We start from the raw sequence: 14,118 nt of genomic DNA on the forward strand, positions 1-14,118 counted from the left end.
GCCGGCTCCCGCTACGGTTCGGGCATGGGCACGACCGACGGGCGCGAGCACGACCTCGTGCTGCTCGGCGCCAGCGGTTTCGTCGGCCGGCTCGTGGCGGGCCACCTCGCCCGCCACGCGCCGCCCGACCTGCGGGTGGCGCTGGCCGGCCGGTCGGCGCAGCGCGTGGGCGAGGTCCGGGACTCGCTGGGCGGGCCGGCCGCTCGCTGGCCGGTGCTCGAGGTCGACTCCGCCGACGACGACGCGGTGGCGCGGCTCGCCCGGGGCGCAGCCGTGGTCGTCAGCACGGTCGGCCCCTACCTCCGGCACGGGCTGCCGCTGGTCCGCGCCTGCGCCACGGCAGGCACCCACTACGCCGACGTCACCGGCGAGGTCGCCTTCGTGCGGCGCAGCATCGACGTGGCGCACGAGTCGGCGGTCGCTACCGGCGCCCGCATCGTGCACGCGTGCGGCTTCGACTCGGTGCCCTCCGACCTCGCGGTGCGCGCTCTCGCCGAGCGCGCCCTGGCCGACGGCGCGGGCGGACTGACGCGCACCCAGCTGGCTCTGGTCGCAGCACGCGGCGGCGTCAGCGGCGGGACCGTCGACTCGCTGCGTACCCAGCTCGACGCGGCCGCCGCCGACCCCGCGGTGGCGCAGCTGATGGGCGACCCCTACGCCCTGAGCCCCGACCGTGGCTCCGAGCCGGCCGCCGGCGAACGGGGACTGCGCGGGCCACGGCGCGACCCGGAAACGGGCGAGTGGCTGGCGCCCTTCGTCATGGCGCCGTTCAACACCCGCGTGGTGCGGCGCAGCAACGCGCTGACGGGCTGGGCCTACGGGCGCGGGCTGCGCTACTCCGAGGTCGTGTCGTGCGGGTCCGGACGGCTGGCGCCCGTCGCGGCGGGCGGTCTGGCCCTGGCGACGGGAGCGCTCGTCGCGGCCCTGCGGCTGTCCCCCACCCGTCGCGTCGTCGACCGGCTGCTCCCCAAGCCTGGCACCGGCCCCGGCGAGCGGACCCGGGAGGGCGGCATGTTCCGCACCAGGACCACCGCGCACACGGGCAGCGGTCGTGCCTACGTCGCCCACGTGGCGGCCTCGGGCGACCCCGGCTACGCCGCGACTGCCGTGATGCTCGGCGAGAGCGCGCTCGCGCTGGCGCTCGACCCGCACGAGGGCGGCGGCGGCGTGCTGACCCCGGCGACCGCGGTCGGCGGCGCGCTGACCGCTCGGCTGAGGGCGAGAGGCTTCGAGCTGCGGGTGGAGGAGCGGCCGTGAGCACGGTCGTCCCGCCCGGCCCGCCGCTGCGCTTCTCGGCGCCCCGGCTCAGTCCGTCGGTGCGCGCCTTCGTCGCCAACGAGGCAGGCAGCGCGGTGGTGCTGCTCGCCGCCACGCTGGTCGCGCTCGCGTGGGCCAACTCCCCGTGGTGGCACTCCTACGACTCGCTGTGGGAGACGCCCGTCTCGCTGCGGGTCGGCAGCGAGGCGATGACGCTCGACCTGCGCCACGTGGTCAACGACGCCGCGATGGCCCTGTTCTTCCTCGTGCTGGGCCTGGAGATCACCTCCGAGGTGACCACCGGAGACCTCCGCGACCCCCGCAAGGTCGTCGTGCCGGCCCTGGGTGCGGTCGGCGGCATGCTCGTCCCGGTCGCCATCTACCTCGCCGTCGACCACTCGAGCCAGACGGCCCACGGCTGGGGCGTCGTGATGTCCACCGACACGGCGTTCGTGCTGGGGGTGCTGGCGCTGTTCGGCCCGCGCTGCCCCGACGCCCTGCGGCTGTTCCTGCTCACGCTCGCCGTCGTCGACGACATCGGCGCGATCACGGTGCTCGCGGTCGCCTACACCGAGTCCGTACGCGTGTGGCCCCTCGTCGTCGCAGCCGCGCTGCTCGCGGCGTTCGCGGCGCTGCGGTGGCTGGGGGCGTGGCGCACCACCCCGTACGTCCTGCTCGGTGTCGCGCTGTGGTGCGCGGTCTACCGCTCCGGCGTGCACCCCACGCTCGCCGGCGTGCTCGTCGGGCTGCTCGTGCCTGCGACGCCCGTGCACGAGGACCAGACCCGGCGGCTGCTGTTCTTCGGCCGTGCGCTCGCCGAGGAGCCGACCGCCGCGCAGGCGCGGGTCGCGACGCTCGCCGTGCAGGCGACGGTACCGACCGGCGAGCGGCTGCAGCGCGAGCTGCACCCGTGGTCGGCCTACGTCGTGGTGCCGCTGTTCGGCCTGGCCAACGCGGGCGTCCACGTCGACGGCGGCGTGCTGCACGACGCGTCCACCTCGCCGCTGACGCTGGGGATCGTGGTCGCGCTGGTCGTCGGCAACGCGGTCGGCATCACGCTCGCCTCGTGGGCTGCGCTGCGTTCCGGCCTCGGCGACCTGCCCGGGCGGGTGCGCTACGGCCACCTCGTCGGCGGCGCGGTGCTCGCCGGCATGGGCTTCACCATCTCGCTGTTCGTCGCCGACCTGGCTTTCGACGACCCGGTGCTGCGCGACCAGGCCAAGATCGGCGTGCTGGCGGGCAGCCTGGTCGCGGCGGTCCTCGGCACGCTGGTCATCCGGTTCATGGGCGAGCGCTCGCCCCTGTGCACCCCTGCGAGCGGGCTGCCTGCCGGCTCACTGCCCCCGCTGCCATGGACGTCGCCCGCCGGAGGATGAGGGGAGGCCGGTCGCCTTCTTCAGCGCGCCGAGCTCGACGCGGCCGGCGTAGGTGCGCCCGTCGACGAACAGGGTCGGCGTCGCCTGCACCCCCATCGCGATGCCCGCCTCGTAGTCCTCGCGCACCCGGCCCGCGAACCGCTGGGCAGGCTCCCCCGTGGCGATCGAGGGGTCAGCACCCACACGGGCGGCGTAGTCCTGCAGCGCGGCGTCGTCGAGCCGCGACTGCTTCTCGAAGACCAGCCGGTGCATCGCCCAGAACGCCTCCTCGGAGGTCTCGGCCGTCGACTCGACGGCGAGGGCGGCGGTCAGCGCGTGCGGGTGCACGTCGAAGAGCGGGAAGTTGCGCCACAACAGCCGGACGCGTCCCTCGGACTGCTCGACGAGCGCGCGCAGCACCGGCGCGGCGGCCCCGCAGTAGGGGCACTCGTAGTCGCCGAACTCGCACACGGTGACCGGCGCGGCGGGATCCCCGAGCACGTGCGGCACGTCGCTGGGCATGGCGGTCATCGTAAGGCTGCGGCTCGGCACGCGACCGACGCTGAGGCACAGGTCGCAGGCGTACCGTCGCCCGCAGGCGGACTGCTCGATCGGAGGCGAGGTCGTCGGTGACGAGGCTCCTGCTGCGACGCGTGGGGCGACCGACGCCCTGGCAGGCGCTCGGCGCCGTGCTGGCCCTCATGGCGGTCGCCTGCGTGGCGCTCGTGGTGACCACTCCCCCGCCGCCCCGGGGAAGACCGGCAGCCGACATCGTCGAGGTCTTCACCGAGGACGTGCGCACGGCGAGCTCCCTCGCGCAGCTGCGCGGCAACCTCGCCGACGAGGCCGACGGGCTGGAGCGCGCCGGTGCACTGGCCCGCGTGGTCGTGCTGGCCGACGGCCGCCCGTTCTTCGAGTCGCGCCCGCGGCTGCACTCGGGGCTCGTCCCCGGCGCGACGGAGCACGGTGGGGAGACCGCGCTCGGTGTGCGGTTCGCCGTGTCGCTCACCAGCGCCCAGCCCCGCGACCTCGACGCCCTGCGCTGGCACAACCGGGCGCTGGAGGTGCTGCTCGTGGCGATGCTGGCGCTGGCGGCGAGCGGCCTGCTCGTGAGCCGGCGCCGGCACGCCGAGTCGCAGCGCATGGTGCTGACCGACCCGCTCACCGGCGTCGGCAACCGGCGGCTGCTCGAGCGGCTGGCCGACCGGGCGCTGCGCGAGCCCGAGCGGGGCCGGCACCACCAGCTGCTGCTGCTCGACATCGACGACTTCAAGGCCGTGAACGACACGCACGGTCACAAGCACGGCGACGCCGTCCTGTGCCGCGTCGCCGACGCGCTGCAGGAGTCGGTGCGCCCGCGCGACCGGGTGGTGCGCCTCGGCGGTGACGAGTTCGCCGTGCTTCTCGAGGACGTGCCGGCGGGCGGTCCGGACGTCGCGACGGAGGTGCTGGCCCGTCTGCGGCGCCGGGTGCCCGACCTCGGCATCAGCGGCGGCGGCGCCTCGTGGCCCGGGGACGCCCAGGACCTGGTCGGACTCACCCACGCCGCCGACCAGGCGATGTACGACGACAAGCAGCGCCGCAAGGGCACGCTCGACCTGCGCGGCCCGAGCGGCCCCCGACACGCCTCCCCACATGGCGATGATCATGAGGGAGTCAGCACGACACGCGGGCGTGTCTCCTGACCTCCTCATGATCATCGCGGTTGGGGGCAGTCCGGAGGGTCAGCGGGCGGCGCGCTGCTCCAGCACCTCGGGGGTCACCGGGCCGACGAGGACGCGGCCGTCGGACAGCACCAGCGCGCTCACGAGGTTGGTCTCGAGCAGCGTGCCCGAGCCCCACGGGCCGCTCACCGGCTTGCCCAGCGAGATGTTGCCGAGCGCGGTGCTGGCCGCGGAGCCCTTGCCGGCGGTCGACGCGGCACCGGTCGGGAGCTGCAGGTCGGGGGCGCTGCCCTTGGGCAGCTCGACCACCGTGGTCCAGTCGCTGCCGGTCACCACGGGGTGGTCGCCGGCCCGGCGCAGCTCGCCGGTGGCCTTCGAGGCCTCGCGCTGCGCCTCGGGCACCGCGCGCCCCGGGACGGTGCCGTGGTCCTCGAGCCGGCCGCCCGCCGGCATCGTGAAGTGGAAGACCGAGGCCGCGGGCTCGGCGAAGGTGATCGAGCCGAACCGCACCTCCAGCGCGGCCTCGGCGCTCTTGGTGCTGAAGACCTGCGCGCGCAGCGGCGTGTAGTTCTCGCTGTCGAGCGCGAGGCGCACCTCGCGCACGAGCGAGCCGCTCGCCTTGGGACGGAGCACCAGCTCGTACGCGTCGCGCCCGGCCACCTTGGCGGTGCCGTCGACGGTCACCGAGGTCGAGGGCGTGACGGCCGCGAGGGCGCGGTCGGCGAGCTCCTGCGGGGTGAGCGCCAGCGTCGTCGGGGCCGGAGAGGCGAGCGCCGGGTCCGAGTCGGCCGGCAGCACCGCGTGCTGCACCGTGCGGTCCGAGGACTCCCACACCCACACGTCGCGCCCGTTGCGGACCAGGTCGGTCTCCGAGCTGCCGACGGTGGCGGAGAGCCGCAGCCGGTCCTTGCCCGCGTACCAGATCTGGCCGTTGTGCGAGCCGGTGAGCAGCGCGAGCGTGTCGGTGCTGCCGGCCTTGCTCGCCAGCGCGTCGAGCCCTGGCACGCTGGGCAGGCCCAGGCGGGAGGTCTGCACGACCCGGCCGGAGAACGGCACGTCCTTGGCGGCGCTGACGTCGCGCAGGAGCTCGGCGGCGCTGCGGCTGGGCAGCGCCGGCGACGCGCCAGCGACGACCGGGACCACGGCCAGCCCGGCGGCGACGGCGGTGGCGACGACGGCCGGGACGCCCCAGGCGACCGACTTCGGGATGCTCGACATGACGTGCTCCTCGTGCTCGTTCTCGTTCCGGTGGTGCAGGCGCCCCGCGGGGCACAGGACCACAGTGCGCCGCGCTCCCTGTGACGACGCTGAGAGCTCCTGAGGACGACGCTCAGCCAGTTCACAGGAACGGTGCGGCAGGCTGCTGGCCGTGCGAGTGCTGGTGGTCGAGGACGAGGCGCGGATGGCGCAGGCGCTCCAGCGCGGGCTGCGGGCCGAGGGCTTCGCCGTCGACGTCGCGGGCGACGGCGAGACCGGCCTCCACCTGGCGCGCGAGGGCGGCTACGACGCCGTGGTGCTCGACGTGATGCTGCCCAGGCTGTCGGGCTACCGCGTGTGCCAGGCGCTGCGCGCCGAGGACAACTGGGTGCCCGTGCTCATGCTCTCGGCCAAGGACGGCGAGTACGACCAGGCCGACGGTCTCGACATCGGCGCCGACGACTACCTCACGAAGCCGTTCTCCTTCGTCGTGCTCGTCGCCCGGCTGCGGGCCTTGCTGCGTCGCGGCGCACCGGAGCGTCCCGCCGTGCTGGCGGCGGGCGACCTGGTGCTCGACCCGGCCCGGCGCACCGTCACCCGCGCGGGCACCGAGGTGGCGCTGACGCCCCGCGAGTTCGGCCTGCTCGAGTTCCTGCTGCGCAGGCGTGGCGAGGTGGTGTCGAAGAGCGAGATCCTGGCGCACGTGTGGGACGCCTACTACGACGGTGACCCGAACGTCGTCGAGGTCTACGTCGGCTACCTGCGGCGCAAGGTCGACGCGCCGTTCGGCCGCCGCTCGCTCGAGACGGTCCGGGGCGCGGGCTACCGCCTCGTGCCCGACGACGGCGGCGAGCCGGAGGCCGCGCGGTGAGGGCCCTCGAGCGCTCGGGCCTGCGCGCCCGGCTGACCGCGATCGCCACCGCACTGGTGGCCGTGACGCTGGTCGCGGGCGGTGCGCTGCTCGTGCTGGCGCTGCGGCACTCGCTGCTCGACGGGCTCGACACCTCGGGCCGCGAGCGCGCGCGGGAGATCGCCGCGCTCGTGCAGTCCGACAGCCTGCCCAGCGGCCCGCTCGCCGTCGGCGCCGGCACCGCTGTCGCCCAGGTGCTCGACGGCTCCGGTGCGGTCGCGGAGGCCTCGGTCGGCGGCGACTCGCTCGTGCCGCTGGTCGACTCCGCGACGGTGCGCCGCGTACGCGCCGGTGCCGCGGTGCCGCTCGCCGGCTCCCGCGTCGGGCTGCCCGACGAGCTCCGCCTGGTCGGCGTCCCCGCCGGCTCCTCCACCGTGCTGGTCGCGGTGTCGGCGCAGGAGGCGCGCGACACCGTACGCCTGGTGTCCTTCACCGTCGCGGCCCTCGTGCCGCTCGCCGTCCTCTGCTTCGCGGTCGCGTGCTGGCTGGTCGTCGGGTCGTCGCTGCGGCCGGTCGAGGCGCTGCGCCGCCGGGCCGACGAGATCACCGGCGCCGGCGAGGGGCTGCGCCTGCCCGTGCCGCCGGGGCGCGACGAGGTGCACCGGCTCGCGGTGACGCTCAACGGCATGATCGCGCGGCTCGAGGAGTCGTCGCGCCGCCAGCGCGCCTTTGTGGCGGACGCGGCCCACGAGCTGCGCTCGCCGCTGGCGGCGGTGCGGACCCAGGTCGAGGTGTCGGTCGCCCACCCGCAGGCCGCGCCGTGGGACGAGACGGCCGACGGCGTGCTCGAGGACGTCGCCCGCATGACGCGCCTGGTCGACGACCTGCTGCTGCTCGCCCGCATCGACGGCGCCCCCGAGACCCGCGACCGGCCGGTGACCGATCTCGGCGCGGTCGTCGCCTCAGTGGTGGGTGCGGTGTCGAGCGTCGGGCCGCGGGTGCCGGTCACCTGCGACGTCGCCGGGGACGTCCGCGTGCGGGCCGACGCCGACAGCCTGCGCCGCATCGTGCAGAACCTCGTCGACAACGCCGTGCGCCACGCGGCCACGGCCGTCGAGGCGGCGGCCTGCCGTCACGGCGACGAGGTGCGGCTGCTCGTCTCCGATGACGGGGCGGGTGTGCCACCCGAGGCGCGCGAGCGGGTCTTCGAGCGCTTCGCGCGGCTCGACGACGCGCGCAGCCGCGACGCGGGCGGCACCGGGCTCGGCCTCTCGATCGTTCGCGACCTCGCCACGGCGAGCGGCGGCACGGCGGCCCTCGAGGACGGCGCGCCGGGAGCCCGGTTCGTCGTGCGACTGCCCGCAGCCCTGCCGGTGGCCTGACCCGCTCAGCGGCCGAGCGCCCCCTCGGCGACGGCCTCGAGGGCCCGGACGCCCGGTTGGAAGAGGTAGTCGCCGCCCCGCGTCGTCACGAAGGACGCGTGCGGAGCCAGGAAGAACGGCGGCTCGCCCTGCACGGTCATCTTGCCGGTGCCCTTGCCGTCACCGCCGAGCAGGAAGTCGCTGTCGTGCCCCAGGCCGAAGATGTTGCCGTCGTCGAGCCACTGCACCTGCACGCCCTCGAACTGGCGGGAGATGCTCGCCACGAAGCACACGAACACCAGACCTCGCGAGACCCCGTCGGGCTCCGTGGCATCGAGTGGCAGCAGAGGTCCGTAGGGCATGCCCCGCCGGACCATCCGGTGCCGGAAGCTGAGGAACGGCCCTGTGCCGGGCACGTCGCGCGGGTTGCACCGGCGCACGTGCGACCCGAGCGGACAGCGCAGGCCCGCGGGATCGACCTCGGCGTAGCGGAAGTCGTTGGCACCCTCGGCCGTCGGGTCGAACGCGGGATCGGCACCGTCGGGGGACGTGACCAGCGGGGCGCCGGAGCGCCAGCGCCCGACCACCTTGGCGGCGAGCAGTTCCTCGCCGCCCTCGAAGTGGGCCGACGCGGCGGCCAGGACCTGCCGGAACAGCAGGACGTCCTGCTCGAGCTTGCGCCAGACGAGGTAGGTCCCGTTGCGACCCAGCGGGTCGACCGGCGCGGTCGGCAGCGCACGGCGCGGGTCGTCGCGCGACGCCTCGTCCTCGTAGCCGAGGATGAACTCGCCGGCCGCGAGCGGTCGCCAGCCGCCGTCTGCGAGTGGGACGCCTCCACCGCGTACCTTCTCCTCGTTCACGCCGGCGATGGCCGGCTGCGCCGAGCCGTCGGCGAACCCGAAGTGCTCGCGAGTCTCCGGGAGCGCCTGCGTGTGCTCCTCGTGGACGATCTCAACGCCGGCCGGGCGGGCCTCGCGGAGCATGGCGAGCCGCGACTCGAGGTCTGCGGTGGTCAGCGCGTTGACGAGGAGCAGCAGGTGCGCCGACCCGAGTCCCACGTCCCAGTGCTCGGGCGACGACGCACCCACGTCGCCGAGCACTGCCGCCCGCGACCGCATGCCCTCGGTGAACTCCCACGAGAAGGACTCGACGACCGGGTCGGGGACGCCCAGCGCGGTCAGACCGGTGGCGGTCACGGCGATGTTGAGGGTGGTGGCCGGCTTGCCTCCCGTCCATGGCTCGGCGGTCGTCACCAGGGGCAGCAGGCTCCGCAGCCACGCCCGACCGGCTGCCGGGTCCGTGACGACGACGAAGAGGTATGAAGTGGACGCATAGGCGTTGCCGTAGGCGCGCAGCACGCCGCCCTGGATGTCGGCGAGCTCGAGGCCGCTCACCCGAACTCCTGCAGGAGGAGCGCCCGGACGTCGGCGGAGTCCATGGTCTGCGCCGCCGTCACGAAGCGGATCATGCGCTCCCGCAGGGCGAGAGCCCGGCGCACGTCGGCGACGGTGGCGGTGGGGTAGGCCGAGTAGAAGTAGCCGGTGTCGATGCGGTTGTGCTCGAGGTAGGCCTTGAAGGGCGCACCCCGCGCCGGGTGGGGACAGGCGACGCAGTGGCCCCACACCTCACCGATCACGGACAGCGAGCCGGACGCCAGCTCGTCGAGGTAGTCGTCGAGTGGTCCGTCGAGGTTGCTGGTGAACACGAGATAGGCGCCGCCGAGCGGGTCGGGCGAGGGCTGGCCCGGGTCGGTGACGAAGTCGTCGACGACGACCCAACGGGCGAAGTGCGTACGCTGCAGCGCCGCGAACGGGCTGCGACCCCTTCCGCGCGGGAGGGCGGCGAGCAGCGTACGCAGCGCCTCCTCCCGGCCCGGCACGACCGGCGTCAGCACCATCAGGGCGCGCGCACTGCCGGAGCGGTTGCGGTCGAGCCGCGGGATCAGAGCCATCGCTGCGCCCGGGTCAGGAATACCTGCCACTGCTGGGAGAACTCGTCGGGGGACGACGTGCGGGCACGCCTGACCAGGTCCTGCACCGCCGGCTCGAGCTGCAGCGCAGCGAGGACCATCGACGCAGTGGCGTCCGGGTAGGCGGAGTAGTAGTGGCTGGCCTCGATCTCGTTGTCGCGGATGTACTTCTTGAACGGCACGGTCGGCAGCGAGCCGGGGAAGCCGTAGGAGCTGCCCCAGAAGAGCCGCATGCCGCGGGTGAGCACGTACGAGAAGGCGTCGATGTACTCCTCCCACCCGCCGTTGAAGTTGCTCTCGAAGAACAGGTGCGGGTGGTGCAGCGTCACCGGCTGCTGCGGCGGTCCGTTCCAGGGGATGCGCCGCACCAGCGTCCACCGTGCGAAGTGGATGAAGGACAGGCGCCTCAGCTCGTCGAGCACCCGCGGCGCGACGTGCGGCAGCGTGAAGAGCACGGGGAGCCAGACGCGTCCCCAGGGCTTGACGGTGCTGAAGACCGTGATGGCGATGGCCCGCCCGTCGACGTTGCGCGCGGCGGTGCCGCGCACCTCGCCCGAGCTCGTCCCCGTGGCCACCGCGACCCCCGATGCTGCGCCTGCGGCTCAACGTACTCCGAAGGCACCGGGTGCGGAAGCAGGTCGTAGAGTCGCGCGCGGACCAGCAGGACCGACGCCGGGAGGAGGGCTGTGGCCGCCTACGACCTCGTCACGCTCGGCGAGTCGATGGTGCAGCTGACGCCCGTCCCGCTCGGTCCGCTGGCCGCCGCGTCCACAGCGACCGTGTCCGTCGCGGGCGCCGAGTCGACGGTGGCCTCCTACGCGGCGCGCCTCGGCTGGCGCACGGCGTGGGTCAGCGCGGTGGGCGACGACCCGCTGGGCGAGCGGGTGCTGCACGAGGTCGCAGAGGCGGGCGTCGACGTCTCCCACGTGGTGCGCGACCCGGTGTCGCGGACCGGCGTCTACTTCAAGGACCCGCAGCCCGGCGGCACGCGCGTCTGGTACTACCGCGCCGGCTCTGCTGCCTCGCACCTCGGTCCCGCGCTGGCCGACTCGCTGCCCGGCGCGCGGGTCCTGCACCTCAGCGGCATCACGGCAGCCCTGTCCTCGTCGTGCCACGAGCTGGTGCGCCGGCTGCTCGAGGACCGGCCGTGCACCGGCACGGTCAGCTTCGACGTCAACGTGCGACCCGCGCTGTGGCGGGGCCGCGACGCTGCAGCCCCGCTGCTGCGCCTCTCGCGCGCGGCCGACGTGTGCTTCGTCGGCCTCGACGAGGCCGCTGCGCTGTGGGGCGCGACGACCCCGGACGACGTGCGCGACCTCCTGCCCCAGCCGCAGCGGCTGGTCGTCAAGGACGCAGCGGTCGGCGCCACCGCGTACGTCCGTGGCGAGCCGCCCGTGCACGTGCCGGCCCTGCCGGTCGAGGTCGTCGAGCCGGTGGGGGCGGGCGACGCGTTCGCCGCCGGATACCTGCACGGACTGCTGCTCGGCCTGCCGGAGCAGGAGACGCTGGTCATCGGGCACCGGCTCGCCGCCGCGTCGCTCGGGGTCGTCGGCGACGTGGGCGCCGTGCCGGACTACCTGCCGAGACCCGGAACCACGGAGGGGCAGCGCACATGAGCGACTTCGGGGACGTCCTCGGCGACGGACGGCTCGTCGCGATCCTGCGCGGGGTGCCGCGGGACACGGCGCTCGAGATCGCCGACCGGGTGTGGTCGGCAGGTGCGGGCGTCGTCGAGGTGCCTGTGCAGGACGCCGCGGCCCTCGACGTGCTGGCCGCGCTCGCGCACGAGGCCAGGGCCCGCGGGGCGGTCGTCGGCGCCGGCACCGTCGTCTCGACCGAGCTGGTCGAGCGGGCGGTGGCCGCGGGCGCTGCGTTCACGGTGGCGCCGGGGTTCGACCCCGAGGTCGCCGCCGCGAGCGCCCGCGCCGGCCTCCCCCACCTGCCGGGCGTGGCCACCGCGTCCGAGGTGCAAGCGGCGGGCCGGGCCGGCTGTGCGTGGCTCAAGGCGTTCCCGGCCGGCAGCCTCGGCGCGTCGTGGTTCAAGGAGCTGCGCGGCCCGTTCCCCGACGCCCGCTTCGCCGCCACCGGCGGCGTGACGGCCGCGAACCTGCGAGGCTTCCTCGACGCCGGGGCCCGAGCCGTCGGCATCGGCAGCGCGGTCTCGACGCCGGAGGGGTTGGCCGAGGTGCTGGCGGCGCTGGACGTCTGAGACAGACCGGCTCAGGTCCAGGGTCGCCGCTCCTGCCGGATGCGACGGACGAGCACCACGATGTCGACCAGCGCGACGAGCGCCAGCACGGCGGTGCCGAGCCCGAAGACGAGCAGCCCACGGCGGTCGTCGTGGCCGGCGGCGCCAACGAGCGCGAGACCGGAGAAGCCGCCGCAGACCAGCGCGCCGAACGCCGCCAGCACCGCGCGCAGCACCAGCGCGCTGCGGGCGGCCGACGGCTCGGCCCCGGAGCTCTCCCTGCGGGCCACGGCTCGGGTCACGCCTCCTGGCGCAGCTCGAGCGGTCCGTCGGGCGAGAGCTCCAGCACCTCGAGCGCGGCGACGGCCATGGCGGCCAGCCTGTCGGAGTCGGCCAGCGGCACGTCGTGGCGGTAGTTCGGGTAGCCCGCCGGGGTGTCAGGAACCTCGCCGGGCGCGTACCAGCCGAGCTCGCGCACCGCCAGGTCCTGGGCCGGCGTCAGGTCCCAGTCACCGCCGAACGACGCGGCCCCGACGACCTCGCCGGACAGGAGCTCCCCCGTGCGCAGCACCTGCACGTAGCGGCTCGGCAGCGGGGTCGGCCTGCGGCGCAGGAGCCCGCGGGCCGGGGCGTAGGTGACCGGCTCGCCCAGTACGACGATCCCGCGGTCGGGCAGCGCGGACAGTGCTGCAGCGAGCCGCTCCCGCACGGCCTCCCAGGACCGCTCCGAGACCTGCGTCGTGGTCACGTGCTCCTCCGGACGAATGGTCGGGGCCCCGACGGGGGAATGCTGCCCTCGTGGGAGACGCCTACACGATCGACACCGCGGCGATGACCGGCGTGGCCGGTGACCTGTCGGGCACCTCAGCCACGCTCGAGGGCGAGGTCGCCGCCCTCGCGGTGGCGCCCGACGCCGGCAGCTCGAGCAGCGAGGTGTCCGGCGCCTTCGCCGCTCTGTCCTCCGCTCTGCAGGGCCTCGCCCAGTCGGTGCAGGAGCTGTCCTCGGGCGTCACGCAGGCCGTCGGCACCTACGCGAGCGCCGACAGCGGCGTGTCCGGCGGGTTCTCGGGGATGCAGGTGGGTCCGTGATCGAGCTGCAGGTCCACGGCGATCCCGGCGCGTGCCGGGCGGCGGCGCAGGCGGCCCGCACCGTCGCCTCCGTCGTCGACGACGCGGTCACCGCGCTCAAGCAGGCCGACTCCACGAGCACCACGGCGTGGCAGGGCGACGCCGCCGACGCCTTCCGCGCCGCACTGGGCGACAGCCGTACCGGGCTCGACGAGCTCACCGAGCGCATCCTGCCCGCCGCTCGTGCGTTGGAGACCTTCGCCGGCGAGCTCGACTCGGTGAAGGCGGAGTTCTCCGCGATCCGGACGCGTGCCGCCGGTGCCGGGCTCGACGTGTCCGGCGACGGCGTGCACCCGCCGACCGAGCCGGGGGAGGCGGCCGACGACGCGGCGGTCACCGCCTACAACGCCGAGGTCGACGTCTACAACGAGGCCTTCGACCGGGCGGAGGCGGCGCGGGGCACGGAGCGCACCGCTCACGAGGCGCTCGAGACGGCCATGCAGGCCTCGGACGGCGACGGGTGGGTGGAGAACCTCGTCCAGAAGCTGGGCTTCCTGCCGCCGGACAGCTCGGACCCCTGGGACCGCACGTCGTGGGTGTTCGGCCGCGGCGCGTGGGGCTTCGGCGCCGCGAGCAGCTGGATGCTCAAGGGGCGCCTGCAGGTCTTCCAGCCGCGGGTCAACGGGCGGTTCGGTCCGATGGGGACGAGCCTGAGCCCGTGGGAGCGCTTCCGGGCGTCCTTCGACAGCACCAGCTGGCACGCGAAGGCCGGCCAGGCAGCCACGCGGGACGCGTGGGGCGCCGGCGCGAAGTGGGTCGGGCGGGCCGGTGTGGTGGTCACGGCCGCGACGGCCGGGTGGGACCAGTGGCAGAAGGACGCCGACGACCCGTCGCTCGACACCGGCGAGCGCGTCGACCGCACCGTGACCAAGGCCGGGCTCACCGCCGGCGGCGCATGGGGAGGCGGCCTGGTCGGAGCCGAGATCGGCGGCGCCATCGGCACCGCGATCTTCCCCGGCGTCGGTACCGTCGTCGGTGGCCTGGTCGGCGGTCTCGCCGGCGGCTTCGTGGGCTCCAGCGCCGGCGCCTGGGTCGGCGACCAGATCAACGACATGACCGACGGCATCGGGCACGCGGCCGCCGATCTCGGCGAGGGCGCGGTGGACGTGGCCAAGGACGTCGGCGACGCGATCACCTTCTGGGACTGAG

General features: G+C 75.0%; 16 protein-coding genes. 9 read left to right on the plus strand and 7 right to left on the minus strand.

Annotated features, from left to right (window positions below; all coding sequences use genetic code 11):
* Positions 1 to 24 precede the first annotated feature (24 nt).
* Together CLV35_RS09315 and nhaA are read left to right on the plus strand one after the other, a co-directional pair.
* Entirely contained in the window at positions 25 to 1,257 is a 1,233-nt protein-coding gene (locus tag CLV35_RS09315) for a saccharopine dehydrogenase family protein (protein WP_121193195.1), read from the plus strand.
* A complete protein-coding gene (nhaA, locus tag CLV35_RS09320; RefSeq protein WP_121193196.1) occupies positions 1,254 to 2,633 on the plus strand; it encodes a Na+/H+ antiporter NhaA in 1,380 nt (459 codons plus the stop codon). The genes CLV35_RS09315 and nhaA overlap by 4 nt, the downstream gene beginning before the upstream one ends.
* Here nhaA and CLV35_RS09325 read toward each other — a convergent pair.
* Positions 2,592 to 3,134 (minus strand): DsbA family protein, encoded by a 543-nt coding sequence (locus CLV35_RS09325; protein WP_231121660.1) that lies wholly within the window; start codon positions 3,132 to 3,134, stop codon positions 2,592 to 2,594. The two genes, nhaA and CLV35_RS09325, sit on opposite strands and share 42 nt — an antisense overlap.
* 107 nt (positions 3,135 to 3,241) lie before the next feature.
* Here CLV35_RS09325 and CLV35_RS19710 point away from each other — a divergent pair, with 107 nt between their 5' ends.
* Positions 3,242 to 4,297, plus strand: coding sequence for a GGDEF domain-containing protein (locus CLV35_RS19710; RefSeq protein ID WP_231121661.1), 1,056 nt, complete (start codon positions 3,242 to 3,244; stop codon positions 4,295 to 4,297).
* Between the two features lie 39 nt (positions 4,298 to 4,336).
* Here CLV35_RS19710 and CLV35_RS09335 read toward each other — a convergent pair whose 3' ends face one another.
* Positions 4,337 to 5,494, minus strand: coding sequence for a LolA family protein (locus CLV35_RS09335; protein WP_147431918.1), 1,158 nt, complete (start codon positions 5,492 to 5,494; stop codon positions 4,337 to 4,339).
* 151 nt (positions 5,495 to 5,645) lie between these two features.
* On the opposite strand from CLV35_RS09335, the gene CLV35_RS09340 reads away from it, so the two are divergent.
* Positions 5,646 to 6,344 carry a response regulator transcription factor gene (locus CLV35_RS09340; RefSeq protein WP_121193199.1) on the plus strand — a complete coding sequence of 233 codons (699 nt, stop codon included), beginning with the start codon at positions 5,646 to 5,648 and terminating at the stop codon, positions 6,342 to 6,344.
* Complete coding sequence (locus CLV35_RS09345; RefSeq protein WP_121193200.1) at positions 6,341 to 7,705, plus strand: ATP-binding protein; 1,365 nt, start codon at positions 6,341 to 6,343, stop codon at positions 7,703 to 7,705. The genes CLV35_RS09340 and CLV35_RS09345 overlap by 4 nt, the downstream gene beginning before the upstream one ends.
* Before the next feature lie 5 nt (positions 7,706 to 7,710).
* Here CLV35_RS09345 and CLV35_RS09350 read toward each other — a convergent pair whose 3' ends face one another.
* The 3 genes from CLV35_RS09350 to CLV35_RS09360 are packed head-to-tail and all read right to left on the minus strand — an operon-like array spanning position 7,711 to position 10,228.
* The gene (locus tag CLV35_RS09350) at positions 7,711 to 9,078 is read right to left on the minus strand and encodes a Dyp-type peroxidase (protein WP_121193201.1); all 1,368 of its coding nucleotides are present in this window, start codon (positions 9,076 to 9,078) and stop codon (positions 7,711 to 7,713) included.
* Positions 9,075 to 9,635 (minus strand): hypothetical protein, encoded by a 561-nt coding sequence (locus CLV35_RS09355; protein WP_121193202.1) that lies wholly within the window; start codon positions 9,633 to 9,635, stop codon positions 9,075 to 9,077. The genes CLV35_RS09350 and CLV35_RS09355 overlap by 4 nt, the downstream gene beginning before the upstream one ends.
* Positions 9,626 to 10,228, minus strand: coding sequence for a hypothetical protein (locus tag CLV35_RS09360; RefSeq protein WP_121193203.1), 603 nt, complete (start codon positions 10,226 to 10,228; stop codon positions 9,626 to 9,628). Before CLV35_RS09360 ends, CLV35_RS09355 begins: the two co-directional genes overlap by 10 nt.
* A 111-nt stretch (positions 10,229 to 10,339) precedes the next feature.
* Here CLV35_RS09360 and CLV35_RS09365 point away from each other — a divergent pair, with 111 nt between their 5' ends.
* Both CLV35_RS09365 and CLV35_RS09370 read left to right on the plus strand, forming a co-directional pair.
* A complete protein-coding gene (locus tag CLV35_RS09365; protein ID WP_231121662.1) occupies positions 10,340 to 11,269 on the plus strand; it encodes a sugar kinase in 930 nt (309 codons plus the stop codon).
* The gene (locus CLV35_RS09370) at positions 11,266 to 11,862 is read left to right on the plus strand and encodes a bifunctional 4-hydroxy-2-oxoglutarate aldolase/2-dehydro-3-deoxy-phosphogluconate aldolase (protein WP_121193204.1); all 597 of its coding nucleotides are present in this window, start codon (positions 11,266 to 11,268) and stop codon (positions 11,860 to 11,862) included. Before CLV35_RS09365 ends, CLV35_RS09370 begins: the two co-directional genes overlap by 4 nt.
* Before the next feature lie 11 nt (positions 11,863 to 11,873).
* On the opposite strand, the gene CLV35_RS09375 is transcribed toward CLV35_RS09370, so the two are convergent.
* Both CLV35_RS09375 and CLV35_RS09380 read right to left on the minus strand, forming a co-directional pair.
* Positions 11,874 to 12,143, minus strand: coding sequence for a DUF6343 family protein (locus tag CLV35_RS09375; RefSeq protein ID WP_121193205.1), 270 nt, complete (start codon positions 12,141 to 12,143; stop codon positions 11,874 to 11,876).
* Positions 12,140 to 12,589, minus strand: coding sequence for a TY-Chap domain-containing protein (locus CLV35_RS09380; protein WP_121193206.1), 450 nt, complete (start codon positions 12,587 to 12,589; stop codon positions 12,140 to 12,142). Before CLV35_RS09380 ends, CLV35_RS09375 begins: the two co-directional genes overlap by 4 nt.
* A 50-nt stretch (positions 12,590 to 12,639) precedes the next feature.
* Here CLV35_RS09380 and CLV35_RS09385 point away from each other — a divergent pair, with 50 nt between their 5' ends.
* Both CLV35_RS09385 and CLV35_RS09390 read left to right on the plus strand, forming a co-directional pair.
* Complete coding sequence (locus tag CLV35_RS09385; protein WP_121193207.1) at positions 12,640 to 12,930, plus strand: WXG100 family type VII secretion target; 291 nt, start codon at positions 12,640 to 12,642, stop codon at positions 12,928 to 12,930.
* A complete protein-coding gene (locus tag CLV35_RS09390) occupies positions 12,927 to 14,117 on the plus strand; it encodes a WXG100 family type VII secretion target (protein WP_121193208.1) in 1,191 nt (396 codons plus the stop codon). The genes CLV35_RS09385 and CLV35_RS09390 overlap by 4 nt, the downstream gene beginning before the upstream one ends.
* Position 14,118 lies beyond the last annotated feature (1 nt).

The sequence above is a fragment of the Motilibacter peucedani genome (assembly GCF_003634695.1).
GTDB classification, from domain to species: domain Bacteria; phylum Actinomycetota; class Actinomycetes; order Motilibacterales; family Motilibacteraceae; genus Motilibacter; species Motilibacter peucedani.